We start from the raw sequence: 25,431 nt of genomic DNA, 5'->3' as shown, positions 1-25,431 counted from the left end.
CCCCTCTCGCCGACCGAACGGCTTAATGCTCACACACGACACCCCCCGAGAGTAACCGATGAGCCGCGCGCACGACGACGAGGAGGTCCCGGAAGCCGAACGCGACGCGCTGCTGACGATTGTGCACGGCGCGGTCGTGACCTCCAGCGGCGTCTCCGCGCAGCGCGCGCTGATTACCGCTTCGGAGTTCGTGCTCGCGCGCGGCCTCGGCCCCGTCGCGTACGGCGTGTACGCGCTCGCGTGGCGCATCGCCCAACTGCTCTCCCGGCTCGTCACGTTCGGCAGCGTGCCCACGCTCCAGCGCTACCTCCCGGCCTCCGAGGACGACTCCGCGAAGCAGTCCAGAGTGACTGGGCTCGCGTACGCCACCACCATCGGTGTCGGTGCGCTCATCGCGGCGGGCGTGTGGGTGCTCGCGCCGTGGATTAACGCGACGACCGTCGACCACCCCGCGTTCCCGGCGACGATGCGGCTGTTCGGCGTCTTCGTCGTGCTCCTCGGCCTCGTGATGGTGTACGCCGCGACCTTCCGCGCGGGCGGGTCGGCGCGCGGCGAAGTCTTGTTCAACAAGCTCCTGCGGCCAGCCACGCGGCTCGTCGGCGCGCTCGCGGCGCTCGCGCTCGGCTACTCCGTCGTCGGCGTCGCGGGCGCGTTCGTCGCCTGCCTGCTCGTCGTGGTCGTCGCCGGCTACCCGGTCACCGCGCGTGTCACCGGCATCCGACCGTCGCTACGCGGCGCTCGCAGCGAAGCCCGCCGGTTCTACGACCACGCGCTCCCGGTGGCGATGAGCAGCTTCGGGAAAGTGTTCCAGAACCGCGTCGACGTCCTCCTCGTCGGCGCGCTGCTGACCGCGGTCGCGGCCGGCGTCTACAACGTCGTGCTCGTGCTCATCTCGATTGCGTGGATTCCGCTACTGTCGTTCAACCAGCTACTGCCGCCGGTCGCCTCCCGGCTCTACGCTGAGGACGACACTGTGACCCTGAACGCCGTCTACTCGTCGGTCACACGGCTCATCGTGACTACGGTCGTCCCGATTCTCGCCGTCCAACTCGTGTTCGGGCGGGAGCTGCTCGCGCTGTTCGGCGAGACGTACGTCCGCGGGTACGTCCCGCTCTCGGTCTACCTCGGCGGCGTCTTCGTCGGGAGCGCCGTCGGCGCGACCGGCTGGCTGCTGATGATGACCGACCACCAGTACGCCCGCATGGCCCTCGACTGGCTGCTCGCCGTGCTGAACGTCGCACTCACCTACCTGTTCGTCCGGGAGTTCGGGCTCGTCGGCGCGGCAATCGGCACCTCGCTGGCCATCGCCGTCCAGAACGGCATCCAAGTAATACTCCTCCGGCGCTTCGAGGGCCTGTGGCCGTTCGACGCCACATTCCTCCGGCCGCTCGCCGCCGGCGTCGTCATGACCGCCGTGCTCGCTGGAGTTCGAACAGTCGTCGACGGCATCGTCGTTGTCCCGCTCGGCGTACTCGTCGGCCTCCCGGTCTACGTCGCCACCCTCCACGTGCTCGGCGTCGACCCGCGCGACCGCTTCGTCGTCCGCGAACTCGCCGCCCGCTACCGCGACGCGCTCGGCGAGAAACTGGCGCGTTGAACTGCTGGGGGCGGAGAAACGGCGTCACGACTTCGTACAATCTCACGTGACGCGTCGCAGAGAGGCGACGCTGTGGAGTGTGAGTTTTAGAGGAGTAGCGGGAAGTAGATTTGAACCGGAGCCAGACGGTCCTCGCGCCGCCAGAGCAAGCTCTGGCGTGCTCTCGCTCGCTTCACTCACGAGAACTCCGCTCGGCTGCGTCTGGCAGGGTTCAAATCCACTTCGCTACACGCACGTTGTCGCGGCACGCCTGGCGATGAAACGCCGGGCTACGCGGCGCGACGTTGAGAGAAGTAGCGGGAAGTAGATTTGAACTACCGATCTCCGGGTTATGAGCCCGGCGGAATCTCCTGGCTATCCCATCCCGCTGCATTCCTTCGTAGCGCGGTGCCGCAGTTAAGGGTTCTGTTTCGGTCGCCGTGTGGGAGTTCTCCCCCAGCTACGCGTCGAGTTCGTCGAGGAGGGTCTGGGCGGCCGCGCTGGAGGAGCCGGGGCCGCGCGCGGTGAGGAGGTCGCCGTCGACGGTGACGCTGGTGTCGGCGTCGAGTTCGGCGTCCCAGTTCCCGCCGGCGGCCTTCACTTCGTCCTCGACCCAGTAGGGGAGCTTGCGGCCATCGGGCATCCGGTCGTGGTCGTCGACGATGCCTTCCTCCCACTCGTTCGGGAAGCCGGTGACGTCGCGGCCGGCGACGAGGAAGTCGTTGTCGCTGGCTCGCGGTTGGTCACCGCTCGCTCGGTCCGAGGCGCTGCGCGCCTCGCTGGCTCTGGTGAACGCGAGAATCCCCGCCGCGTGGCAGACGACCAGCGCCTTCTCGCTGTCGCCCTCCACGGCGTTTCGGAGGAGGCGGCGGGCGTCGACGTCCTGATTCACGTCCCACTCCGTGCCGTGGCCGCCGGGGAAGACGACCGCGTCGTAGTCCGCGGCTTCGACTTCCGCGACCGAGACCGGATTGTTGAGGCGCTCGTCGTTCTCGTGGACGTCGCGGACCCACTCGGCGGTCTCCTCGCCGACGTTCTCGGGGTCCGCGGAGCGCTCGTCGAGCACCGGCGGCGACCCGCTCGGCGTCGCGACCGTAATCTCGAAGCCCTCGCTGTCGAGCGTCGTGAGCGGTTCGACGCACTCCTCTCCCCAGTAGCCTTCCTCGCTGACGACGAATAGTGCAGACGGCATACGCGAACAGTGGACCGGCAGCGGGAAAAGCTCCGTCGAGGCTGCGAGTTCCGCCGGCAGTCGACTCAGTCGTCGCCTTCGGCGTCGACGATGACGACGTCGCCGTCCTGGACGTCGACGTTGATGAGCGTCTTCACGTCCGTGTCGGTGTCGTCGAGTTCGTTCGGGCCGGCCTTCTTGATGACCGCGAGGACGTCCGCGACGTCCGCGCCGATGTGTTCGAGGGCGTCCGTGATGGCGCGCAGGGTGCCGCCCGTCGAGAGCACGTCGTCGAGGACGAGCACGCGGTCGCCCGCCTCCACGTCGTTGATGTACATCTCGTTCTCCGAGTAGCCGGTCTGCTGGCTGAGCGCGACCTCGCCGGGCAGGCCGTACTCGCGCTTGCGGATGACGACGATGGGGATGTCGGTCATCAGCGACACCGCCGTGGAGATGTGGATGCCCATCGCTGCCGGGGTGACAATCTTGTCGACCTCGTCGAGTTCGGCCTTCCGGATGATGCGGATGACGATCTCCCGCAGCAGCTCCGGCTCCAGCATGGGGACGCCGTCGCTGATGGGGTGGACGAAGTAGTGGTAGCCGTCTTTCTCGATGATGGGCGCGTCGAGCAGGGACTGCTTGAGCCTATCCATGCAGGAAGTACTTGTGCCGCGAATAAAAGGTGACGGAACGAGCGCGACCGTGAGAGGGGTTCGCGGGGGTTACAGCACGAGCACGAGCGCGACGGCGACCATCACGACGACGAGCAGGATGCTCGTGCTCATGTCCGCGCGCAGCGAGACGCGGTCCTCGCCGACGAGCCGCCCGGCGGCAGCGCCCGGCGCGGTGACGACCGCCGCAGTCGCATCGGCGGTGCGGACGGCGGCGCGGTCGACGGCGGCGTACAGTTCGGTGACGCCGACGACGAGATACCGGGTGGCGTAGAACGTCAGTGGGTTGTACGCGTTGTCGGCGTCCGGGACGCGGCCGAGCTTCGAGAGCGGCTTCTTCACGAGCGCGAAGCCGACCAGCCCCGCCGCAGCGAGCGCGACGCCTTCGAGGATGTGACTCGTGGTGTAGGTGTGGTAGGCGTGGGAGACGACGTGGTGGTCGGTGACGTCGTAGGGCAGCACGGCGAACAGGGCGTCCGGCGCGAGCCCGTAGACGACACACAGCACCGCCACCGTCACCATCGCGACCGACTGGCCGCGGTTGGCGTCTTTCACGGAGCCGTCGTAGCTGCCGTGGAAGAACGCGTAGTAGCCGAACTTGATGAACGACATGAACGTCCCGACGCCCCCGACCAGCAGCAGAATCTCGAGGCTGGTGTAGCCGGCGACCGAGAACGGACCCTTCACGAAGTCGTAGTGGCTCGCCGAGATGACGATGCCCTTGCTGACGAAGCCGTTGAACCCGGGGAAGCCCGCAATCGAGAGCGCCGCGATAGTGAACGCGGCGGCGGTCAGCGGCATCTCGCGGGCGAGCCCGCCGAGCTTCTTCAGGCTCTCCTCGCCGGTGCGGTAGACGACGACGCCGGCGACCATGAACAGCAGGCCCTTGTAGAGGATGTGGTTGAAGACGTGCGCGAACGCGCCGGCTTGGGCGAGCGTCGAGCCGATGCCGACGCCGGCGACCATGTAGCCGACCTGCGACTGGATGTGGTAGGACAGCAGCCGGCGCATGTCGTTCTGGAACAGCGCCATCGTCGCGCCGAAGACGGCCATGAAGCCGCCCATGTACGCGACGGCGACGTTGCCGTCCTGCGGGAACACGCGGTACATCCCGTAGACGCCGGTCTTCGTCGTGAACACGCAGAGGAAGACGCTGGCGGCGACGTGCGGGCGCGGGTAGGTGTCGGGCAGCCACGCGTGCAGCCCGATGAACCCGACGTTGACGCCGATGCCGATTGCGCCGAGCACGGGCGCGACCGGCCCTGCGAGCCCGCCGGTTTCGGGGCCGCCGGGGACCGAGGCGAACAGGAACGTCCCGGTCTCGGCGAAGTGCCAGACGATGCCGCCGAGCAGGAGCGTGCCGCCGATGCCGTGCGCGAGCGCGTACCGGAAGCCCGCGCGGACGGCCTTCCCGCCGTAGTGCCACACCAGCAGCGTGCTGGTGACGGCCATCAGCTCCCAGAAGAAGATGAGCGTGAGCCAGTCGCCGCCGAAGACGGCGCCGAGGCTCGTGCCCACGTAGCCGAGCGCGAACGCGGTCTGGCGGTTGTCGGCGTCGCTGGCGTACGAGTACAGCACGCCCGCGGCGCCGATGAACCCGAAGATGAGCCCCATCAGCGTCGAGAACGGGTCGACGTTGAACAGCACGGCGTCGAACCCGAACAGCTGCGTCTGGAAGTAGACGCCGTCGGAGACGAGCCAGACGTAGGGGACGACGGCGGCGCTGGCGAGCGCACCGAGTGCGTGACCGACCCGCCGTCCGAGGAACGGCAACAGTATCGCCGCCAGCAGCACGGGGACGAACGGCGGCACGATGGCGTCCATCAGGCCACCACCCCCACTGCGGCGTCGGCGACGTCACGGACGAGCTGGAGGAACACCGCGGTGTCCGGGACGACGCCGAGTACGACGGAGCCCGCGGCCGCGAACAGAATCGGGCCGAGGATGAACCACGTCGACTCCGCGCCGTTCGGCGCACGGCGCTCGAACGCGCCGTGGCCGTGGTCGTGCCCGCCGTCAGCCCGGGCCTCGCCGCCGAAGCGACCGCCGAGCGGCCCGGAGACGAGCGGCTTCTCGTCGGAGCCCTCCGCGCTCTCGAAGAACGCGGTGTAGACGACCGGCCAGAAGTACGCGATGTTCAGGATGCCCGAGAGCAACAGCGCGCCGGTGAACACGAGGTTGCCGCTGGAGACGGTCCCAATCAGCAGGAAGTACTTGCTGACGAACCCCGCAATCAGCGGGATGCCCGCCATGCCGGCGGCGGCGACCGCGAACGCGCCCATCGTGAGCGGCATCCGCTTGCCGATGCCGGCCATCTCCGAGATGTAGTCGACGTGGGTCTCGACGTGGACCGCGCCCGCGCAGAAGAACAGCGTGAGCTTCATGAACGCGTGCGCCGGGATGTGCAGCAGTCCACCGATAAGTGCCCACTTCGCGGCCTCGCCGGGACCGACGGCCCCGGCGACCGCGATGCCGAGGACGATGTACGAGAGCTGGCTAATCGTCGAGAACGCGAGCCGGCGCTTGAGGTGGTCCTGTCGGAGCGCGATGACGCTGGCGACGACGAGCGTGAACGCGGCGACCGCCGCGAGCACGCCACCGACGCCGAGTTCCGCGACGAGGTCGATGCCGAAAACGTCCAGGAGGACGCGCGCGATGCCGAAGACGCCGGATTTGACGACCGCGACCGCGTGCAGCAGCCCGGAGACGGGCGTCGGCGCGACCATCGCGTCCGGCAGCCACGAGTGCAGCGGCATCAGCGCGGCCTTCACGCCGAAGCCGGTGACCAGCAGCGCGAACGCCGCGCGAGCGAGCGTCGGGTCGGCGTTCGCGAGCGGCGAGATGCCACCGGTCGTGAACGCCGTCGTTCCAGTGAGGTGGAAGACCAGCAGCGTGCCCGCGAGCACGGCGACGCCGCCGCCGAACGTGTACGCGAGGTACTTTCGGCCGGCGGCGCGCGCTTCGTCGGTGCCGTCGTGGGCGACCAGCGGGTACGTCGCGACCGTCAGCAGTTCGTAGAACACGTAGAGCACGACGAGGTTCGACGCGAACGCGACGCCGACTGCCGAGGAGACGCTGCCGGCGAACGCAGCGAAGTACCGCGTCTGGTGGTCCTCGTCGAGCCCCCGCATGTAGCCCATGCTGTAGAAGCTCGTGACGATCCAGAGGGTGCTCGCCAGCAGCGCGAACAGCAGGCCCAGCGAGTCCGCCCGGAGCGTGAACTCGACGTACGGGACGAGCTGGCCGAGTTCGGTGACGTAGACGTCGCCGGCGAGCGCGGCCGGCACCATGCTGGCCACCAGCCCGAACTTCGCCAGCGCCGCCAGCATCGTCCACGCTTCGCGGACGTTCGGGCGGCCGTTGGACGCCAGAATCGGCGCGACCGCGACCGCCGACACGAGCACCGCAGCGAGTGGCCGGAGGGAGGTGATTTCGGTCATGAGAGGAGTGCCTCGATTGTCGGTTGAAGGGCGTCACTGTAGCCGAAGACCGCGAATCCGAGCGCGACCGCGAGGACGGCCGCGGCGACGACCGTCGCCTGCATGCCGAGAGAGACGCCGGTCGCACCCTCGCCGCCGTCAGCACGCGCGTCGACGCGCTCGACGGCGGGTTCGAGGTCGACGCTGGGTTCGCGGAAGAACATGCGTTCGACGAGCCGTGCGAAGTACGCCAGCGTGAGCAGCGTGCTCCCGACGATGACGGCGAGCAGCGCCCACGAGCCGGCTTCGGCGGCGCCGACGGCGATGTACCACTTGCCCGCGAAGCCGATTGTCGGCGGGATGCCGACCATCGCGACCGCGAGCACGCCGAAGACGCCCGCGCCGACCGGCGAGCGTTGGACGAGGCCGTCGAACTCCTCGACGCGGCGCGCGCCGGTCTCCGTGGCGACCAGCCCGGCGGTGAGGAACAGCCCACCCTTCATGATGGCGTGGCCGACGAGGTGGACGGCCGCACCCATGAGCGCAGTGACGTTCCCGATGGAGATGGCGGCAACCACGAGGCCAAACTGGGCGACCGACGAGTACGCCAGCATCCGCTTGACTTCGGACTGGGAGATCGCCAGCAGGCTGCCGGCGACGATGCTGACGACGGCGCCGCCGACGAGGATGGCGTGCGCCAGCGGGTTCGCGTCGACGAACCCAGCGCCGAACACCGTGTAGACGACGCGCAGCAGCGCGTACGCCGCAATCGTGGAGACGAGCGCGGAGATGAGCGCGCTGACGGTGTCGGGAGCGCCCGCGTAGGCGTCGGGCTGCCACGTGTGCAGCGGGAACACCGCGACCTTGATGAACAGGCCGACGACGATGAACGCGAACGCCGCCTGCGTGAGCGTCGCGTCGTAGCCGTTCTCGGCGAGTTTCACGGCGAGGTCGGCCATGTTCAACGTCCCGGTGTCGATGTACGCGTACCCGACGCCGAGCAGGAACAGCGACGCGCCGACGGTGCCGACGAGCAGGTACTTCAGCGCCGCGACCGCCGACCGGCCGCGGTCGCCGCTGGCGACGAGCGCGTACGCCGCCAGCCCCGTGATTTCGAGGAAGACGTACATGTTGAACAGGTCGGCGGTGACGCTCATCCCGGTCAGACCGGTGACCAGCAGCATGTACACCGCGTAGAACGGGTTCGACCGCGGTCCCGCGCGGCGGGCGTACGCGAGCACGCCCAGCGAGACGACCGCAATCAGAACTATCATCGTCGCGGTCAGGCCGTCGACGACGAGTTCGATGCCGTACGGCGCTTCGAAGCCGCCGACGACGTACTCGATTGTGCCCTCCGTGAACGCCGTCGCTGCGAGCTGTGCGGCGACGACGAGCTGGACGGCGCACGCGACGACCGCGACCGGCCAGCCGCTCTTCGAGCGCGCGATGCCGGCGACCAGCGCCACGAGCGACCCGACGATGGGTGCGGCGACCGCGAGCGCGACGAGGTCACTCACTGTCACGTACCTCCTTGAGGGTGTCCTCGGTGAGCGTGCCGTACTCCGCGTAGATGCGGACGATCATCCCCAGCGCGACCGCCGTCAGCGCGACGCCGACGACGATAGCGGTGAGAATGAGCACGTGCGGCAGCGGGCTGACGTACGGTGCGATGTCCGTCAGCACGGGCGGGCTGCCGCCGTCGAGGTACGCCGACGCGATGAAGAACAGGAAGATGCCGGTCTGGAAGATGTTCATGCCGATGACTTTCTTCACGAAGTTCCCGGCGGCTATCATCACGTACGTCCCGATGCCGAGCAGCAGGAACGCCGCGACGTAGTAGTCCCGGGTGACGAGTAGGTCTATCATTCGTTGTCACCTCCGTCCTTGCCGGCGTCGATGGCGAAGAACAGGCCCGTGATGGTGCCCGCGACGATGACGCCGATGAACAGTTCCACCACTTCGATGCCGTACTTGCTGGCGTGGTGGATGCCGTACGCCGAGTAGTCGAGGAAGCCGCCGCCCGCGACGACCGTGCCGACGCCGATGGCGACGAACGCCGCGACGCCGCCGGCGACGACGAGCACGAGCGTGGCTTCGCCGACCCACTCGCGGAGCGGGTCGATGCCGAACGCGATGCCGAGCATCAACATCACGGTGGCGACGACGACACCGCCCTGGAACCCGCCGCCGGAGGAGTCCGCGCCGTGGAACATCAGGTAGAGGCCGTACGTGAATACGAACGGCGAGACGACGCGCACCGTCGCCATGATGATGGGGCTCTCGACGTACGATTGCAGGTCGTCGGCCGTCTCGGCCGCTTCGGGGTCAGCTCCCGAGGGAGATTCGCTCATGCGAACACCTCCTTCCCGAGCACGACGAGCAGGCCGACGCCCGCGGAGTAGACGACGACCGCCTCGCCGAGGGTGTCGAACCCACGGTAGGCCGCGAGCACGGCCGTGACGGCGTTCTTCACGCCCGCTTCCTTGTACGCGTGTTCGAGGTAGTACTGCGTGACGTCCGACGTGATGACGGTCGTGTCGGCGGCCCCGATTTCGGGGAGCGCGCCGAGCGTGGTCGCCAGCACGGCGACGAACAGCACGGCGACGCCGAGCGCCGGCACGTCGAGGCGTTCGAGCACGCGGTCGCCCGACGGCCGCACCGTCTTCGCGATAGTGAGGAGGAACAACACAGTGGTGACGCCAGCGCCGACCGCGGCCTCCGTGAGGCCGACGTCGGGTGCCTGCAACACCACCCAGACGACCGCGATGCCGAGGCTGTACGTCGCGAACGCGATGATTGCGGCGAGCACGTCCCGTAGGACAGCCGTCGCCAGCGCGGACGCGAGCACGAACGCGATGAGCGGGAGTTCGAGGTTCATTCGCTATCACCCTCGTCGGTCGTCCACGGTTCGATGCCCTGGTCTTCGGCGGCGCGCGCGATAGCGTGGGCCGCGGTCGGGTTCGTAACGAACATGAACAGGACGAGCAGCGCGGCCTTCACGCTGGAGAGGTCGAAGCCGAACGTGACGGCGACCGCCGCGAGCGCGAGGCCAGCGCCGAGCGTGTCGCTCTTCGAGGCGCCGTGGGTGCGCGTGTAGACGTCGGGCAGCCGCAGCAGTCCGACGGCCGCGACGAACGCGAAGAACGCGCCGCCCGCGACGAGCGCGAGCACCGCAATCTCGCGGGGCGTCACAGCACACCACCCCGTTCGACGGTGAACTTCGAGATGGCGATGCTCATCAGGAAGTTCAACAGCGCGTAGACGATGGCGATGTCCAGCGCCGAGGGGTTCCCGGTGGCCGCCGCGACGAGCGCGATGATGACGACGATGTTCGTCCCGATGGCGTTGACCGCGATGACGCGGTCCTGCATCGTCGGGCCGCGCACGACGCGGTAGAGGATGGACAGCGAGACGACGATGAACGCCGCCGCGCCCCCGAAGAGGATGTCGGTGAGCAGCGTCACGCGTTCTCATCCTCCGTTTCGTCGTCGGTGCGCGCGCCGCGTTCGGCGGGGCTGGCGATGCGGGCGGCGCGCCGGCCGTAGAACACGAACCGAACCGCGCGTTCGAGCGCGCCGTCCAGCAGGTCGTCGCGAGCACCGGCCGTGAGGCTGTGCACCGTGAAGTGGCGTTGCGTGACGTCGACGGTGAGCGTCCCGGGCGTGAGCGTGATGCTGTTCGCGAGCGTCGTCGCCGGGAGCGCCGACCACACCGCGGCGTCGAACTCCACGACGCGCGGGTCGATGGGGAGCCGCGGGTGGAGGACGACGTACGCGATGTCGAGGTTCGCCTTCACGATTTCCCACAGCAGGAAGGGAACGTAGAGCGCGAACCGCGCGAGCCGGCCGCCGAGCTTGCTCACCTCGACCTCGCCGCGCGTCGTGATGCGCCACAACAGCGCGGAGACGACGCCCGCGGTGATGGCACCGGTCGCGAGGTCGAACGTCGCCAGCGTGCCCGATACGAGCAGGTAGAACCCGTACGTCGCGCAGAACAACACGACGAACTGGCCGAGGCCGGCGGTCCGCGTGAGCGGGCTGCGGCGGGTCGGCCGCTCGACGGGCGCGAGTTCGACGGTCAGGCCGGCGGATTCGAGTTCGCCCTCCAGCGGCGGGAGCAGCGGGGCCATCCCGAGCGGGTTGTACTCGGGGTCGAGGACGACCGTCCCGACGCCGTGGCGGCGCGCGTAGTCGGCGAGCACGTCGGCGTAGTCGCCGGGGTTGAAGAGGTACTCCGTCTGCCCGACGACGGCGGCCTCGACGTCGACCGAGTCGGCGGCGTCGCCGAGGTCCTCCTCGATCCACACTTCGATGCGGTCGAGGAGTTCCACGGCGGCCGTCGCTTCCGCGCCCTCCTCGCTGGTGTCGATGCGTTCCGACACCGGGTAGACGAAGTGCAGGGTCGGCCGGCCGTCGGCGTCGGCGGCACGTTCGGCGACGTACGCCACCGTCTTCCGGAGTGTCACCGAGTCGTCGACCGGGACGAGCAGGTCGTCGCCAGCCATCAGGTCACCCCCCGTGGTTCGGGCCACAGCGCCGACTGCGGCCGCGTAGCTAGCGTCATTTGTCGTGTTCGGCGAGTGGGTGCGCCGTATGATGATACCTTCGGTTTCCCACGCTAGCCGGCGGCGAGAACGGCCGGTAACCGTCAGTCCCGCGCGGCGAGTTCGTCCGCGACACGGCGGCCGAGCGCGGTCTTGCTGCCGACGAACTCGGTGACGTCCTCGCGGGTCACGAACAGCACGCGAGTGTCCTCGTCGCCCATCACGCCGGCGTCGTTGGCGACGACGAACGAAAGGTCCGCGCGTTCGAGCGTCTTCCGCGCGGCGGCGACCATCGCGTCGTCGTCGCCGGACGTCTCGGCCTTGAACCCGACGATGGTGAGATCGGGGTAGGCCTCGCGGACCTCGTCGATGAGCTTCGGCGTCGGTTCGAGGTCGAGCGTGAGGTCCTGGCCGGAGCGAATCTTCTCCTCGCTGGCGTCGACGGTGTAGTCGCTGACTGCGGCCGCGGAGACGAGCGCGTCGGCGTCCGCGCACGCCTCGCGGGTCGCCGCCAGCATCTCCGCGGCGGTCTCGACCTGCACCGTGTCGGCGTAGGGGACGTCATCGCCCTGGTGGACGAGCGTGACGTCGGCCCCGGCGACGTAACAGCCCGCGGCGACCGCGCGGCCCGTCCGCCCAGACGCGCGATTCGTGAGCACGCGCACGGGGTCGATTGGCTCGCTGGTCGCGCCGCTGGTGACGACGACGTGCTCACCCGCTAGGGGGTTCTCGCTGGCGGCACGCGCCGTCTCGACGGCGATGGCTTCCTCGGTCGCGATTTTGGCTTTGCCTTCCTCGACGCGCGGGTCCACGAAGTCGACGCCCCACGACTCCACGCGGTCGATGGCGTCCAGCACGCCCGGGTGGTCGTACATCGGCTCGTGCATCGCGGGCGCGATTACGACGGGGACGTCAGCTCCGAGCGCGGTCGTCGCACACGTCGTCACGGGCGTGTCGTCGATTGCGCCCGCGATTTTCCCGACCGTGTTCGCGGTCGCGGGCGCAATCAGGAAGACGTCCGCCCAGCCGTCGCGCCCGCAGAGGTCGACGTGCTCGACGCTCCCCGTAATCTCGGTGACGACGGGTTCGTCCGTGGCGAACTCGACGGCCCACGGGTGGATGATTCCCTGTGCGCTCCCGGTCATCACGGCCCGCACGCTCGCGCCGCGGCGGCGGAGTTCGTGGGCGAGTTCCACGACCTTCACCGCCGCGATGCTGCCCGTGACCCCGAGGGCGATGTTCACTCCGGAGAGCATTCACAGGGGGTTCGCGCTCCCGGCTATAAATAGGCTGGTCAGTCGTCGTCCTCGACGCTCGGGTGCATCGTCGGCGGGTCCGTGGGGGAGAGCGCGGCGAGGGCGTCCAGGCTCGCCTGCTCGCGCTCGCGGCGTTCGGCCTCGTCGATTTCCTCGCAGCCCGGCGGCACGTCGCGGTCGCGGCCCGTGAAGTAGCCCTCGGGCGCGACCCAGTCGTGGTAGTGGGGGACGTCGCTGTCGTCGATGACGGTGAGGCCGACGGTCGCGCCGTGGCCGGCCGCGACGACGGTCTGGTGGTACTGGCGCGCGACACGGCCCGCGGCGTAGACGCCGTCGAGGTCGGTGCGGCCGAACTGGTCGACGTCGAGCATCGTCTTCGACCCGCGGTCGATGCGGGACAGCTCGAAGTCGTCGAGGTAGGAGCTGTCGGGCCACGACGCCGCGACCACGAAGTCCGTGGCGTCCGTGCCGGCGTCGTCCGTCTCGACGTGGAAGTCGTCGTCGGTGCCGGTGACGTGCTCGACGCGCGCCTCGACGAACTCCACGCCCGCGTTCTCGGCCTGCTGGCGGGTGGCGTCGAGGAAGGTTCGCGCGTTCACGCCCGCGGGGAACCCGGGGACGTTTTCGAGGTGGGCGTTGCGCGCGAGAATCGGCTCGCCGGCGTCGTAGACGGTCGTGTCGAGGCCGGCGCGTGCGGTGTAGATGGCGGCGGTCAGGCCCGCAGGCCCGCCACCGACCACGGCGACGTGTGCTGTCATGGCCGTGGGTTGGCACCGGACGGATACAAGCACCGCGGTCGAGGCAGACCCGCAGTAGACCTTTGACGCCGCACGGCGTAGGGAGCGTGTGAACACGGTCGAGGTGAGCACGGACGTCCGCGTCCCCGTCGAGGAAGCGTACGCGTTCGTCGCCGACTTCCCGCGGTACGCCGACTACTCCGAGCACTTGCAGTCGGTCACCCAGCACGGGAGCGGCGGCGCGGGCACCGAGTACGAGCTGACGTTCGCGTGGTGGAAACTCACGCACGCGGTGCGCTCGCGGGTCACCGGCACGGCCGAACCCGAACAAATCGACTGGAAGCTCGTGGACGGCATCGACGCGCACGGCCGCTGGGAGGTCGCCGAGACCGCGGACGGGGCGCGGGTGACGTTCGTCGTCACGTACGACACGGACAGCGCCCGCGGCGCGCTCGACCTGCCGCGGCTGGTGTCCCTCGACTGGGTGGTCGACAAGGTCGTGAACAAGGTCGTCGAGGAGGGCGAGCGCGTCGTCGAGCGCGTCGTCGCGGACCTCGAAGGCGAGCGCCGGCCGGTCGAACTCGCCGTCGAGGCGTACTGACCCACGACAACGCTTATCCGGTATCGAGTGAACGCTGCGGACGTGACAGTACGCGACACGAGCGCCGGGTTCGGCGACCCACGGAGGGGAGCACAGTGACCGACGAACCGCTCTCGGTCGGCATGCTCGGCTACGGGTTCATGGGCGACGCGCACACGAACGCGCTCCGCACGCTGCCGCAGTTCTTCCCGGACGCGCCCGACGTTTCGCTGGACGTGCTCGTCGGGCGCGACGAGAGCGCCGCCCGCGAGGCCGCCGACCGCCTCGGCTTCGACCGCGTGGAGACTGACTGGCGGGACGCAATCGACGACATCGACGTCTTCTACAACCTCGGCCCGAACGACGTCCACGTCGACCCCTCCATCGCGGCGCTGGAGAACGACGTCCACGTGCTCTGCGAGAAGCCGCTCGCGCCGACCGTCGCGGACGCCGAGCGGATGGCGGCGGCAGCCACGGCGAGCGACGCGACCGCGGGCATCGGGTTCAACTATCGGTTCGTGCCCGCCGTCCAGTACGCCAAACGACTCGTCGAGGACGGCGCGCTCGGCGAGATTCGCCACGCGCGCTTCCGTTACCTTCAGGACTGGCTGGTCGACGCCGACGCGCCGTGGTCGTGGCGGATGGATGCCGACGCCGCGGGGTCGGGCGCGCTCGGCGACCTCGGCGCGCACAGCTTCGACCTCGCGCGCTACCTGGTCGGCGACGTCGACGCCGTCAGCGGGCACCGCGAGACGTTCGTCGAGGAGCGCGTCCCCGAGGGCGAGAGCGAGGCGCGACCCGTCACCGTCGACGACGCGTTCGCCGCGCACGCGGAGTTCGAGAACGGCGCGATGGGGTCCATCGAAGCGACGCGGTGTGCGACCGGCCGGAAGAACGGCCACACGTTCGAAATCGACGGCTCCGAGGGCGCGGTCCGCTTCGACCTCGAACGGCTCAACGAACTGGAGGTCCGCCGCGGGGACGGCCGCGGCTTCGAGACGGTACTCGTCACCGACGAGGACGACCCCTACGGCGAGCACTGGTGGCCACCCGGCCACGTGCTCGGGTGGGAGCACACGTTCGTCCACGAGAACAGCGAGTTCCTCGGCGCGGCCGCCGGCGACGGCGAGTTCGCGCCGGACTTCGCGGACGGCTTAGCTGTGCAGCGGCTACTGGACGCCGTCGGGCGCAGTGACGACCGCCGTGAGTGGGTGACGGTCTGAGAAGTTACGCCTCGAAGTCGCCCTCGTAGTCGCCGCCGTACCGCATGAAGAGGTAGGTCAGGCCGAGCACGGAGACCATCGACCCGGTCGCGGCGACGCCCAGGGTCTTCGCGCTGTCCGGGAGGATGGACTGGTAGCCGGTCTGTTCGGGCGGGTTCTCCGTGACTTCGATGGTGCCCTTCATCCCCGCACCGGCGTGGGGCGTGCAGACGTACTCGTAGGTGCCCTCGACCTCGAACGTGTGCTCGTAGGTGAATCCGGAGTCTTCGAGCGGTTCGTGGCCCTCCCAGGAAGCTTCCTCGGGAATCGACGTCGGGACGACGTTGTGGCCGCCGCTCGCCCACTCCCAGCGGACGGTGCCGCCCGGCTGGACGTACGCGGTTTCGGGGTCGAACGCGAGGCTCCCGCCCGGTGCGACCGTGACGACCGTCGGGCCGCCCTCGCCCTCCTGTGCGGCGGCGGTCCCGGTTGCGGCGACCCCCGCAGCGGCGGCACCGGCACCCGCCCGGAGGAACCTGCGGCGTGTCACCCGCTCGTCTGCATCGGAGTTCATGTCCGGGGCTATGTGACACCGGGTACTGAATACTTTGGTTTGTGGCTCCTGCCGGCCGGCCGACGAATCGCCGACGGAGCCGCGACCGTCAGTGCTCGCGTCGGTCCGCGGGCGGTCGTTTGACTCGGGCCGCGAGCGGGTCGTCGAGGTCCAACTGCATCGTCACCTCCGCGCGGAGCCGCTCGGTGACGTCGAAGCCGAGGTTGTCGTAGACGTGGACGGCGCGCTCGTTGTCCTCGTCGACGGTCAACACGAGCGACTCGCAGCCGTCCGCGTCGGCGTACGCGACCAGCTGCTTGAGGAGTTCCGTGCCGACGCCGCAGCCCCGGTGGTCGGGGTGGACGAACACCACGAGTTCGGGGTCGCTGGCGTCGGCGGGGGCCGCGGCGATGTGCCCCCGAACGCCGTCGTCGCCCACCGCGAGCAGGTTCAGTCCCTCGTCCGCGAGGCCGTCCAGCCACCGTTCGATGCGCTCGCGGGTACGCGGCGGGAGGCCGAGCGTCGTCATCTCCAAACTCATCGCGTCGTACATCTCGACGAGTGGCGTGCGGTCGTCGGCGGTGAACGGCCGCACGACGTAGGGCTGGCCGTCGTCGTCGAACGCGCGCGGGCACCGCGGCTGGCAGTACGCCGTCCCCTCGCAGCGCGAGTTGTCCCACGCGTCGCACGCGGGCCGCTGGTCACTGCCGTCCACGGGCATACCCGTTTGTCGGGTCGGTACTACCTTCAAACCGGAGCCGAAACTGTGGGGGTGTTGATAACGGGGTGGGAAGCGACACGGCACCCGCAGCGAGCGCGACGCGCGCAGAAACTCCGCGTGCCGAGTCGAGGGTTCCAGAACCCTTTTGCCGGGTCGCTGTCCACGTGCGAACATGGCAGATGTCGAAACCGAACTCCGCAAGGAACTCTTAGACGCGTTCTCGGGTGCCGATTACCCCGTAAAGAACCAGATGGGCCTCGTGCCCGCGCTCCCGAACGGCCCCTCGACGAAGTTCGAGGCCGGCGGCAAGTCCTTCACCGCGATGGAACTGGCGACGAAGCTCTCCAGCCGCGCCGAGTTCCCCTACGACGACGCCGAATCCCTCGTCGACGACGTCATCGAGGGGCTCAAAGAAGAGGACGACATCTGAACGCGAGACCGTAGCGCGGCGGCGCGCTCTACCGGGTTTCTTCTTCCGAAACGACTTACGGCGTAGTGGGCGTCGGTACGGCCATGCACGACTGGATTGGCGACGTGTTCACCAGCGAGACCGGCTGGACGCACCTCGAAACGCTCGTCGACGTGCGCGACCGGATGGCGGGGTCGCCGGGCGAGCGCGAAGCCGCCGAGGCGACGCGGGACGCGCTCGCGGCCGCCTGCGGGGATGCCTCCCTCGACGAGTTCGAGATTCAGGGCTGGACGCGCGGCGACAGCGCCGTCGAGACGCCCGACGGCGACGAGGAGTGCATCGCGCTCCCGCGCAGTCCGAACGGCGACGTTGCGGGCGAGTTCGTCGACCTCGGCTACGGCCTCCCGAACGACTTCGAGGAGACGGACCTCGACGGGAAGGTCGTGATGGTGGCCTCCGACGTGCCCGGCTGGTACGACCGCTACCTCCACCGCCGGGAGAAGTACTACCACGCCGTCGAAGCGGGCGCCGCCGCGTTTGTCTACAAGAACCACGTGGAGGGCTGCCTGCCGCCGACCGGGAGCGTCGGCACCGAGGAGCAGCCGCTCGGCGAGATTCCCGCGGTCGGCGTCTCCAAGGAGGTCGGCGCGCGCCTCGCCCGGAAGCACGACGGCGAGCGTGTGGGTGTCTCCGTGAGCGCCGAGGTCGGCGACGCGACGAGTCAGAACGTCCACGCGACGCTCGGCCCGGACACCGACGAGGAACTGCTCGTGACGAGCCACGTCGACGCCCACGACATCGCCGAGGGCGCGATGGACAACGGGGCCGGAACCGCGATGGTCGTCGAACTCGCGCACGTGCTCGCCGACCGCGAGGACGACCTCGACACGAAGGTCCGCTTCGTCTGCTTCGGCGCGGAAGAAGTCGGGCTCGTCGGCTCGGCCTACGACGCCGCGAACCGGGACCGCGAGCACGTCCGCGCCGTGTTGAACCTCGACGGCGTCGTCGCCGGCCGCACGCTGGAGTGCTACACGCACCACTTCGACGCGCTCGGCGACGCCGCCCGCGAGGTCGCCGACCGCTTCGACCACCCGATTTCGCTGACGCCCGAGATGGGGCCACACTCCGACCACTGGGAGTACGTGAAGTACGGCGTCCCCGGCTACCACGTCACCAGTCAGACCGACGGCGATGGTCGCGGCTGGGGGCACACGCACGCCGACACGCTCGACAAACTGGAAGTGCGGACGTTCCGCGAGCAAGCCATCCTGCTCACGGCGCTCGCGGTCGAACTCGCCAGCGAGGGGTTCGCCGTCGCGCACGCCAGCGAGGCCGACGTCGCCGCCGCGCTCGAAGCCGAGGACCTCGCGGAGGGGATGAAAATCACCGGCGACTGGCCGTACTAACACCGGAAGCCCGTAGCCTTTTTGCGACTGCCGGCCCCGCGTTCCGACGATGAGCGAGACGATGCTGCGTGGGGTGTCGCGGTGACGCGCGTCGGCATTCTCGGCGACGGAGCGACGGCTGCCGCCGACGTCGTGCGGGACGCCGGCGGGGAAGCCGTCGTGGGCGACGAGGTGCTCGACAGCGACGCGGACGCCGGTGTGATCGCGGCGCTCGGCGAGGACGCGCTCCTCGACGCACTCGCCGCGGCGTCCGGCGCGCCCGTTCTCCCAGTAAGCGCGGGCAGCGAGTACGGCGGCGTCACTCGCGACGACCTGCCGGACGCGCTCGCCGCACTCGCCAGCGGCGACTACGAGGTCGACGACCGCCCGACGATGGCGGTTAGCGCCGTCGAGACGGCGGTTCGCGCGCTCTCGGACGTGATGCTCGTGACCGACGAGCCCGCGCGCATCTCCGAGTACGCGGTCACCACGCAGGGCCGCGACGTCGACGAAGTGCGGGCGGACGGCGTCGTCGTCGCGACGCCCGCCGGCAGTCACGGTTACGCAGCGGACGCGAGCGGGCCACTGCTGTCCGCGGACGCCGACGCGCTCGCCGTCGTCCCCGTCGCGCCGTTCCGCGTCGAACGCGTCGAGTGGGTGCTCGACGCGCCCGCCTCCGTCACGGTCGTCCGGGAGGAAGCCGACGTCGCGTTGTTCGTCGACGGCCGCGATTACGGGTTCGCGGCCCCGCACGCGCCCGTCGAATTCGACTGGGGGGAGCCGTTCCCCGTGGCGGTCGTCGCGGCGTCGCGGGGCGTCGGCTTCGAGTGAGCGTATTGGAAAAGACATAATACCGCGACAGACCGACGTTCGCGCATGGCAGTTCCATCGGTCACGCTCTTCGGGCCACTCGACACGGTGCTCGCGCCCTACGCCGAGTACGCCGTGTTGCTCATGGTCGTGTTGAACTTCGTCAGCCGGCGCGTCGCGCACGCCGCCCACGAGCGGCAGGCCGAGGACGGCGCGGACGCGCTCTCGTGGCACCCGTTCCACGCCTTCACGACGTGGGGCGTCGTGCTGTTGAGCTTCTACTACCTCACGCTGCACCACCACAGCGGAATCGTGTTGTCCGCGCTCGCCGTCGGCACGCTCCTCGCCGACTTCTTCGAATTCGAGGCCCGCAAAGTCGAAGCCCGCGAAGGCCTCGAACTGGAAGCCCCGAAAGGAGCCATCGTCGCGGCGACGATTACGCTCATGTACGCGGCCTACATCAGCGTCTTCTTCCTCGTCAAGCCGTACTGGATGCAGGTCGTCTGAGGCGGCCCCGGCTCGAACTTTCCGCTGCTTCGAACGAACTGTCCAGTGTCACTGTCGCCCCACCAGTTCTCTCCAGCGACGCGACCCGTCGACGCTCGCCAGCGACGAGCACGCTCCGCTGCGGTCCGGGAACATCTCGGTAGCGACCACGAGGTGGTAGTGGATGCCAGCAGCGACACGAGCGACGACGAGCGGCGGCGACGCTACGCGGCGGGAGAAACGACGGCGAGGAGGAGCGCGGTTACTCGCTGCTGACCTTCGCGTACAGCTCGCGGCCGAGCGGCACGCCCACCCAGAAGACGAGCGCGCCGAAGATGGCCAGCCAGAACATCGACTCCAGTAGTATCAGCGCGGCTTCGCCGAGCATCGAGAGGTCGCTCGGCGGCGCGCCAGTGAGCTGGGGACCCGCGAAGCTCGGGGTCTTGTACCAGCCAGCCAGCACCATCCAGATGAGGCCCGCACCCGTCAACAGGCCGAGCCCTTTCGCGAACTCGTCAGCCATTATCCGAAGGTTCGTCGCCGCTGTCTTTATCCTTTGCCATTCCGCTGGCGCGGAACCGCGAGGAGAACGCGTACACGAGGCCGCCCGCCGCGATGAGACCGACGCCGAGCGCCGCGAACGCGACGTTCACGTCCTCGGGTGCCGCCCGTCCCGCGTTCGTCGCGGTGTCCAGCGCGACGAACCCGAGCACGACCGACACGACGGCGAACAGCGTGGAGAAGACTGTCACGGACTTGTAGAGCCGGTCGGGCACGACCACGTCGCGGCCGCGTTCGTCGTCACCCATTAGCTGGACGAACGGGCGGCCGATACTTCACTGTCGCGGTCGACGGGAAACAGGCGCACTGAGAACGAGGGAAGGAGAGTGTGAGGCGGGAGAAGTGAGGAACGTCGGCGCGGGTCGAAGCCGGTTACTTCGGCGGCCGGAGCTTGTAGTAGCGGCGATTGAGATCGTACATGTACCCCTCGCGCATCGTCTTCAGCAGGGCGTACGAGATGGCACCCGCAATCGGCGGCACGAGGAACGTCAGGTCGAACAGGAGGTGCGAGTCGATGGGAATCAGGTTCTTCATCGACAGCGCGCTGATGGTCACCGCGAACACGACGCCCATCACGCCGACGGACGCCCAGAACGGCTGCTCGACGGGCCGGCGCGCGCTCCCCTTGTTGAGGAACGGGACGATGGCGATGAACCCGACGACGACGAGGTTGGCGAGCACGCCGTACGTCCGGTCGGCCATCAGCTTCTCCCCGCCGAGGATGGCGAGGTCGGGGTTCAGCGGACCGAGCTTGAGCAGGCCGAACGACCAGTAGAGGTACCAGTCCGGCAGGATGATGCTCGGCGTCTGGCTCGGGTTCGCGGGCGCGCCGAGGTGCGGCGGGAGCGTCGACGCCAGGAAGAAAATCATCCCGACGAAGAAGCTCGTGAGCGCGAGGTTCCGGATGAGTTCGTGGGGCCAGACCGGGAACGCGAGCACGTCGCGTTCGACGTAGTCGGACTCCTCGCGGAGGTCCTGGTCCTCGCGGCGGGAGCGCTCGAAGTACTCGTACGTCAGCCGGGAGAGGCCGGTCGTGCGCTCCTTGCGTTCGCGCCACGTCGGCGTCTCGTCGTCCGGCGGAACGATGCCCGTGCCGTCGGTGCGAGCCGCGTCGTCGGTGTGTTCGTCGTCTGCCATGGTTTTAGTGGGGTTCCGCGATGCCCTGCATCCAGACGAGTCCGAGGTGGATGGCGATGACCGCCGTCACCACGAACGGGAGCAGGAACACGTGGAGGATGTACATTCGCTGAAGTGTCGGCTGCCCCGGCGAGAAGCCGCCGAACACGAGCTGTGCGACCCATTCGCCGATGAGCGGAATCGAGAGGCTCATCTCGACCCCGATCTGTCCCGCCCAGAACGCGAGCTGGTCCCACGGGAGCAGGTAGCCCGTGTACCCGAAGACCATCGTGAGGCTGAGCAGGACGATGCCGATGATCCAGTTGACCTCGCGGGGTTCCTTGTACGCGCCCGTGAAGTAGACGCGCAGCATGTGGAGGAACACCGCGGCGGTCATCACCTGCGCGGCCCACCGGTGCAGCGACCGCAGGAAGAACCCGAAGTTCAGGTCCGTCATGATGGCGGCGACCGTGCTGTACGCGACGGTCGCGCCCTCGATGTCGACGGAGCCGGCGGCCGCGGACGGCGAGTAGTAGAACCCGAGCAACGCGCCGGATATCGCCGCGACGACGTACGCCAGCGTGGAGAAGAACCCCAGCGAGTACAAGGGGTACCAGTACCAGAACTTGTTGTCGAGGTTGTACTGCTCGGTGTGGCTCTTCGGCATCTGGAGGTTGACGCGGTAGTACAGCGTCTCCAGCAGTTCGAGGTAGTCGACCAGCCGCAGCCGCTTGTCGAGCCAGACGAGCGTCGCGAGGAACGTGTGTTCGATGGGCGTGAGGTCTTTCTCTTCGAGCCAGGCGTCGTGGTCGTGGTCGTCCTTGCGTTCGACGCTCATCTATCCGTCCTCCGGGCGCGGGTACGCCGTGAAACTGCGCTTGACGATGCTGTACGGGTCGTAGATGGACTGGTGGCACGCACAGTAGATCTTGTCCCCGGCACCCTCGTAGTTCGAGGACCGGTAGCCGGGCACACAGCAGTAGTGCGTGCACTTGTTGAGGAACGCCATGAAGCCGTCCTGGGTAGCGGCGTCGAGCCACTCGCCGACTTGGCCGCTTGCTTGCTCGACGGCGTCTTCGAGGAGCGTGCTCCTGATGACCTGCACCGGAATCGAGTTGTCCGTCTCCTGGGAGCGCCACGTCACCGACGCGGGCTTCCCGATGCCGGCTTCGCCGTACTGGTTGTCCCACGTCTCGTAGTCTTCGAAGTCGTCGACGTGGACCTGTCCCGAGCCGGGCTGCCACTCGTAGGCACTCGACCCGCCCGAGTACCGGAAGTAGTTGTCGCCCTCGTAGCTCGGCTGGAGCCCCTGGTAGTCCTGAATGCCGCAGTACTGGAACCAGTCGACTTCGTACGTGATGCCGCCGAGGTCCTGGCGGGCGACCTGAACGGTCTCGCCCTGCTGTTCGACTTCCTGAATCTCGGGGTAGACGCCGCGGAGGTACCCCTCGTCGTCGATTTCGATGGGAACCATCGGCATCGCACGCGGGGCCGGCCCGCCGGTGTTCTGGACGCCGAAGTACGTCGTCTGGCCGCCGCCGGTCCCCGTCTGGTTGGTGACGGTGTCGAGGCTGGCCACGCCGGCCGTACCGATGCCGGCCACGCCAGCGCTCCCGACAACGCCCTTCACGAAGCGGCGACGCCCCGAACTCTCTGGGTACTTGTCAGACATAGTTATTTCTCGTAGTAGGGGTAGATTGCCTTCTTGAACTGTTCGCCGACGTCATCGAACGCGGATTCGCCGTCGACCTGGTCCTCGCGGACGTAGAGGTCTTCCCACTTGCGCCGGCGCTTCTTCACGATCATCACGTCCGGCAGGAACTCCTTGCGGTAGAGGAGCAGGACGAACGAGAGGTCGATGAAGATGGCCGCGAGGAGGAACCCGAGGTACATGTTCCCGACCGGGTCGACGCCCCAGCCCGTGATGAGGCCGTACGCGAACACGGCCACGAACGCGATCTCGACGAACGTCAGCAACACGATAGCGATGGTCGCTGCCGTGCTCTCGCGGGCGGGCTCGTACCGGTGGATGTCGCCGTAGTTGGAGCCTTTCGAGGACATTTATTCTTTGTTGGGTGCGCTCGCGTTCTGTGATTCGCCGTACTTGAGGACGAAGAAGGCGTAGACGAGCGACACGATCATCATCAGGATGGTCGCGATGCCCACGAAGTGTGCCTGGAACGGCACGCCCATCTCTTCGGGGTGGAGCTCGGCTTCACCGCCTTCGCCGCCGGGTGCCTGTCCGCTCTCGTTGACGACCACGTTGCCGACCATCCCGAGCGCCTCGTGGGGGTCACAGACGTAGTGGTACTCGCCCAGCGGCCCGTCGAACGTGTACGAGTACGTGAACTCGGGGCCGGTGATTTCGGTCTGGACGTCCCAGTCGGCGTCTTCCGGCACGTCGGTCGCGTGGACGTTGTGGCCTGGCGACCGCCACACCCACTCGACCGTCGCGCCGCGCTGGACGTAGACGGTCTCGGGGTCGAAGACGTTCTGGCCGTTCGGGCCGACCTCGACCGTCTTCGTCGTCCCCGCGCCCGGGAGTTCTTCGCCCTCGCCGGAACCGCTACCGTCCGTCGTGGCGTTCCCGGTCGTGCCGTTGCCGGAGGTCGTGTTGTTTCCTTCGCCCTCCTGGACGGCGGCGGACGTGGAGGACGACCGTGCGCCGGCTGCGCCGATGGCTGCAGCGCCGCCGGCCGAACCGGTCGCAATCTTCAGAAAGTCCCGCCTCTTCATACAGTCGTGAGTCAGGATGGCTCCCGCATAAACCCACCGATGGCCGCGCGGGACGAGACGCGCCGTACGCCGGTTCTACCGGCGTTCAGGGGGCGTCGGAGTGGTCTCGCTGGCTGTCCGTTTCCGGGACGAACGACGGCCGCTGGCCGTCGCCGAGCCCCGCCGAACGCAGCCGGTTGCGGAACTCCTCGGAGCGGAAGCGGTCCGACAGCCGGGCGTTGGCGACGACGACCAGCATCAGCGCGCCGAACAACACGAAGCCGACGCCCGCGATGACGGCGATGATGGCGGAGTTCCCGAGCGGGTGGAGCTCCAGAGTGGTCCCGGCGACTGTGCAAGCGCGTGCTGCCGACCCGGTGACCGGCGGACACCCGCGCACGAGCGGGTCGTAGAGGAGCGGCGAGAGCACGAGGAGGACGCCGACGACGACCTGCGCGAGGCCGATGTACTGGAGCAGCGTCGTCCCGAGGCCGCCGCTCCCCTCGGGGACCTCCTGCGGGTCCGGGAGGCCGGCGTTCTCGGGTGCGTCGGGGACATCGTAGTCGTCCATCGAGCAGAGCGCGACCGTCGGTTTCACGTCCCGGAGGACGGTGCCGCTACCTTCGACGGTGCCGTCGGCGTAGACGACCGCGTACCCCTCGTCGGAGTACGCGAGCACGACGGGTTCGCCGTCGATGGTGTCGCGTTCGACCACCGCGAACACGTCGCGGGTGGCGACCCGGTGCCGGAGGTCGGCCTCCACGCGGTCGAGCAGCTGTTCGCCCGTAATCCACGTGTCGGGGTCGAAGGCGGCGTCCCACTCCTCGGCGGACAGCTCGGCCATCTCCTTCGGGCCGAACTCCTCGAAGTCGACCTGTTCTCGGAGGTCCGCCGGCGTCTCGGCGTCGGGCTCCTCGTCCGGCGCAGGCTGGCCGCCCTCGCCGGCGTTGGAGTCAGTCATCACCTCGGAGTTGCGCGTGAAGCGGGTAAACGCTTCCGACCTACACGACGACGTAGTCGACGCTCGTGTCGTTCTCGTGGACGGTCACGTCGACGGACTCGTAGGCGAGGATTGCCTTGTCGAAGACTGGCTCGTTGCCGCGCTCGACGACCACGCGCACGTCGTGCCCGCGGTCGTGTATCTCCCGCGTGAGAGAGACCTCGTTACCGGCGGGGACGTCGTAGGTCTCGGCGTCGCCGTCGGGTGCCAGCGTCACGGAGACGTTCTCGACGCCCGAAGTAGCGTGAACTGTGAGGTGTTCGGGGGCGTGTGACGTGCCGACGCCCGTGTGCGGTTCGGTCGTGTCACTGGTCGTCTCCGTCGGTGTCGCCGTCGGCGCAGTCGTCGAGACCGTCGTCTCGCTACCGGTCGGTGCGAGCCCCGTACAGCCCGCGACGGCGACGAGGAGGGCGACTGCCGCGATTCGCGTCGGGGACATGGCCGAACCTGCGGCCGAGACCGGTAAACGTCTTGTGTCAATCACTCCCGTGGTTTCCGCGTCGAGGGAACGAAGCGAACC

Annotated in this window: 31 protein-coding genes and 1 tRNA gene; 7 read left to right on the top strand and 25 right to left on the bottom strand. The window is 68.6% G+C overall.

Features of this window, described 5'->3' with window-relative positions; translation table 11 throughout:
* The first annotated feature begins 58 nt into the window (after window positions 1–58).
* The gene (locus LT974_RS03780) at window positions 59–1,597 is read left to right on the top strand and encodes a lipopolysaccharide biosynthesis protein (RefSeq protein ID WP_232589332.1); all 1,539 of its coding nucleotides are present in this window, start codon (window positions 59–61) and stop codon (window positions 1,595–1,597) included.
* A 294-nt stretch (window positions 1,598–1,891) separates the two neighbouring features.
* Here LT974_RS03780 and LT974_RS03775 read toward each other — a convergent pair.
* From LT974_RS03775 to LT974_RS03710, 14 genes are all read right to left on the bottom strand, one after another.
* Window positions 1,892–1,966, bottom strand: a tRNA-Met gene (locus LT974_RS03775).
* 70 nt (window positions 1,967–2,036) lie between these two features.
* Window positions 2,037–2,768 carry a type 1 glutamine amidotransferase domain-containing protein gene (locus LT974_RS03770; protein ID WP_232589331.1) on the bottom strand — a complete coding sequence of 244 codons (732 nt, stop codon included), beginning with the start codon at window positions 2,766–2,768 and terminating at the stop codon, window positions 2,037–2,039.
* A gap of 65 nt (window positions 2,769–2,833) precedes the next feature.
* Window positions 2,834–3,400: a hypoxanthine/guanine phosphoribosyltransferase gene (gene hpt / locus LT974_RS03765; protein WP_230890286.1), complete on the bottom strand. Its 567-nt coding sequence runs from the start codon at window positions 3,398–3,400 to the stop codon at window positions 2,834–2,836.
* Window positions 3,401–3,469: 69 nt separating this feature from the next.
* A complete protein-coding gene (locus LT974_RS03760) occupies window positions 3,470–5,242 on the bottom strand; it encodes a Na(+)/H(+) antiporter subunit D (protein ID WP_232589330.1) in 1,773 nt (590 codons plus the stop codon).
* Window positions 5,242–6,858 (bottom strand): proton-conducting transporter transmembrane domain-containing protein, encoded by a 1,617-nt coding sequence (locus LT974_RS03755; protein ID WP_232589329.1) that lies wholly within the window; start codon window positions 6,856–6,858, stop codon window positions 5,242–5,244. Before LT974_RS03755 ends, LT974_RS03760 begins: the two co-directional genes overlap by 1 nt.
* Entirely contained in the window at window positions 6,855–8,354 is a 1,500-nt protein-coding gene (locus LT974_RS03750; protein WP_232589328.1) for a monovalent cation/H+ antiporter subunit D family protein, read from the bottom strand. The genes LT974_RS03755 and LT974_RS03750 overlap by 4 nt, the downstream gene beginning before the upstream one ends.
* On the bottom strand, window positions 8,347–8,703 hold the full coding sequence (locus LT974_RS03745) for a cation:proton antiporter subunit C (protein ID WP_232589327.1): 357 nt from the start codon (window positions 8,701–8,703) through the stop codon (window positions 8,347–8,349). Before LT974_RS03745 ends, LT974_RS03750 begins: the two co-directional genes overlap by 8 nt.
* Window positions 8,700–9,188: an MnhB domain-containing protein gene (locus LT974_RS03740; RefSeq protein WP_232589326.1), complete on the bottom strand. Its 489-nt coding sequence runs from the start codon at window positions 9,186–9,188 to the stop codon at window positions 8,700–8,702. Before LT974_RS03740 ends, LT974_RS03745 begins: the two co-directional genes overlap by 4 nt.
* Window positions 9,185–9,715, bottom strand: a complete 531-nt coding sequence (locus LT974_RS03735; protein WP_232589325.1) for a DUF4040 domain-containing protein — start codon at window positions 9,713–9,715, stop codon at window positions 9,185–9,187. Before LT974_RS03735 ends, LT974_RS03740 begins: the two co-directional genes overlap by 4 nt.
* Entirely contained in the window at window positions 9,712–10,029 is a 318-nt protein-coding gene (gene mnhG, locus LT974_RS03730) for a monovalent cation/H(+) antiporter subunit G (protein WP_230891284.1), read from the bottom strand. Before mnhG ends, LT974_RS03735 begins: the two co-directional genes overlap by 4 nt.
* A complete protein-coding gene (locus LT974_RS03725; protein WP_232589323.1) occupies window positions 10,026–10,301 on the bottom strand; it encodes a cation:proton antiporter in 276 nt (91 codons plus the stop codon). The genes mnhG and LT974_RS03725 overlap by 4 nt, the downstream gene beginning before the upstream one ends.
* Window positions 10,298–11,341 (bottom strand): monovalent cation/H+ antiporter subunit E, encoded by a 1,044-nt coding sequence (locus LT974_RS03720; protein WP_232589322.1) that lies wholly within the window; start codon window positions 11,339–11,341, stop codon window positions 10,298–10,300. Before LT974_RS03720 ends, LT974_RS03725 begins: the two co-directional genes overlap by 4 nt.
* Window positions 11,342–11,484: 143 nt before the next feature.
* Complete coding sequence (gene coaBC, locus LT974_RS03715) at window positions 11,485–12,636, bottom strand: bifunctional phosphopantothenoylcysteine decarboxylase/phosphopantothenate--cysteine ligase CoaBC (RefSeq protein WP_232589321.1); 1,152 nt, start codon at window positions 12,634–12,636, stop codon at window positions 11,485–11,487.
* 38 nt (window positions 12,637–12,674) lie between these two features.
* Window positions 12,675–13,394, bottom strand: coding sequence for an NAD(P)/FAD-dependent oxidoreductase (locus LT974_RS03710; RefSeq protein WP_232589320.1), 720 nt, complete (start codon window positions 13,392–13,394; stop codon window positions 12,675–12,677).
* 88 nt (window positions 13,395–13,482) lie between these two features.
* Between LT974_RS03710 and LT974_RS03705 the strand changes: the two genes are divergently transcribed.
* Window positions 13,483–13,974 carry a type II toxin-antitoxin system RatA family toxin gene (locus tag LT974_RS03705; protein ID WP_232589319.1) on the top strand — a complete coding sequence of 164 codons (492 nt, stop codon included), beginning with the start codon at window positions 13,483–13,485 and terminating at the stop codon, window positions 13,972–13,974.
* Between the two features lie 122 nt (window positions 13,975–14,096).
* On the top strand, window positions 14,097–15,176 hold the full coding sequence (locus LT974_RS03700; RefSeq protein ID WP_232590215.1) for a Gfo/Idh/MocA family protein: 1,080 nt from the start codon (window positions 14,097–14,099) through the stop codon (window positions 15,174–15,176).
* 4 nt (window positions 15,177–15,180) lie between these two features.
* On the opposite strand, the gene LT974_RS03695 is transcribed toward LT974_RS03700, so the two are convergent.
* Window positions 15,181–15,729 carry a plastocyanin/azurin family copper-binding protein gene (locus LT974_RS03695; RefSeq protein WP_232589318.1) on the bottom strand — a complete coding sequence of 183 codons (549 nt, stop codon included), beginning with the start codon at window positions 15,727–15,729 and terminating at the stop codon, window positions 15,181–15,183.
* Between the two features lie 88 nt (window positions 15,730–15,817).
* A complete protein-coding gene (locus LT974_RS03690) occupies window positions 15,818–16,429 on the bottom strand; it encodes a GNAT family N-acetyltransferase (RefSeq protein WP_232589316.1) in 612 nt (203 codons plus the stop codon).
* A gap of 172 nt (window positions 16,430–16,601) precedes the next feature.
* Here LT974_RS03690 and LT974_RS03685 point away from each other — a divergent pair, with 172 nt between their 5' ends.
* The 4 genes from LT974_RS03685 (at window position 16,602) to LT974_RS03670 (ending at window position 19,540) form a co-directional block, all read left to right on the top strand.
* A complete protein-coding gene (locus LT974_RS03685) occupies window positions 16,602–16,859 on the top strand; it encodes an MTH865 family protein (RefSeq protein WP_232589315.1) in 258 nt (85 codons plus the stop codon).
* Between the two features lie 83 nt (window positions 16,860–16,942).
* Entirely contained in the window at window positions 16,943–18,244 is a 1,302-nt protein-coding gene (locus tag LT974_RS03680) for a M28 family peptidase (RefSeq protein WP_232589314.1), read from the top strand.
* Between the two features lie 81 nt (window positions 18,245–18,325).
* Window positions 18,326–19,054, top strand: a complete 729-nt coding sequence (locus tag LT974_RS03675; RefSeq protein WP_232589313.1) for an NAD(+)/NADH kinase — start codon at window positions 18,326–18,328, stop codon at window positions 19,052–19,054.
* A gap of 45 nt (window positions 19,055–19,099) precedes the next feature.
* Complete coding sequence (locus LT974_RS03670; protein WP_230889617.1) at window positions 19,100–19,540, top strand: DUF7313 family protein; 441 nt, start codon at window positions 19,100–19,102, stop codon at window positions 19,538–19,540.
* Between the two features lie 241 nt (window positions 19,541–19,781).
* On the opposite strand, the gene LT974_RS03665 is transcribed toward LT974_RS03670, so the two are convergent.
* From LT974_RS03665 to LT974_RS03625, 9 genes are all read right to left on the bottom strand, one after another.
* Window positions 19,782–20,042: a DUF7314 family protein gene (locus LT974_RS03665; RefSeq protein WP_230891272.1), complete on the bottom strand. Its 261-nt coding sequence runs from the start codon at window positions 20,040–20,042 to the stop codon at window positions 19,782–19,784.
* A complete protein-coding gene (locus LT974_RS03660) occupies window positions 20,035–20,328 on the bottom strand; it encodes a DUF7315 family membrane protein (RefSeq protein WP_157501088.1) in 294 nt (97 codons plus the stop codon). The genes LT974_RS03665 and LT974_RS03660 overlap by 8 nt, the downstream gene beginning before the upstream one ends.
* Before the next feature lie 124 nt (window positions 20,329–20,452).
* Window positions 20,453–21,217 carry a cytochrome b family protein gene (locus LT974_RS03655; RefSeq protein WP_232589312.1) on the bottom strand — a complete coding sequence of 255 codons (765 nt, stop codon included), beginning with the start codon at window positions 21,215–21,217 and terminating at the stop codon, window positions 20,453–20,455.
* A gap of 4 nt (window positions 21,218–21,221) precedes the next feature.
* Window positions 21,222–22,034, bottom strand: a complete 813-nt coding sequence (locus LT974_RS03650; protein ID WP_232589310.1) for a cytochrome b — start codon at window positions 22,032–22,034, stop codon at window positions 21,222–21,224.
* Window positions 22,035–22,874 (bottom strand): QcrA and Rieske domain-containing protein, encoded by an 840-nt coding sequence (locus LT974_RS03645; RefSeq protein ID WP_408611704.1) that lies wholly within the window; start codon window positions 22,872–22,874, stop codon window positions 22,035–22,037.
* The gene (locus tag LT974_RS03640; protein ID WP_232589308.1) at window positions 22,871–23,257 is read right to left on the bottom strand and encodes a DUF7318 family protein; all 387 of its coding nucleotides are present in this window, start codon (window positions 23,255–23,257) and stop codon (window positions 22,871–22,873) included. The genes LT974_RS03645 and LT974_RS03640 overlap by 4 nt, the downstream gene beginning before the upstream one ends.
* The gene (locus LT974_RS03635; protein ID WP_232589307.1) at window positions 23,258–23,932 is read right to left on the bottom strand and encodes a plastocyanin/azurin family copper-binding protein; all 675 of its coding nucleotides are present in this window, start codon (window positions 23,930–23,932) and stop codon (window positions 23,258–23,260) included.
* 85 nt (window positions 23,933–24,017) lie between these two features.
* A complete protein-coding gene (locus LT974_RS03630; RefSeq protein ID WP_232589306.1) occupies window positions 24,018–24,872 on the bottom strand; it encodes a DUF7319 domain-containing protein in 855 nt (284 codons plus the stop codon).
* Window positions 24,873–24,912: 40 nt separating this feature from the next.
* Window positions 24,913–25,350: a hypothetical protein gene (locus tag LT974_RS03625; RefSeq protein ID WP_232589305.1), complete on the bottom strand. Its 438-nt coding sequence runs from the start codon at window positions 25,348–25,350 to the stop codon at window positions 24,913–24,915.
* Window positions 25,351–25,431 lie beyond the last annotated feature (81 nt).

The sequence above is a fragment of the Halobacterium noricense genome (assembly GCF_021233435.1).
Taxonomy (GTDB): domain Archaea; phylum Halobacteriota; class Halobacteria; order Halobacteriales; family Halobacteriaceae; genus Halobacterium; species Halobacterium noricense.
The sequence above is the reverse complement of the archived record's forward strand: the minus strand, read 5'-3'. Positions and strand labels throughout refer to the sequence as shown.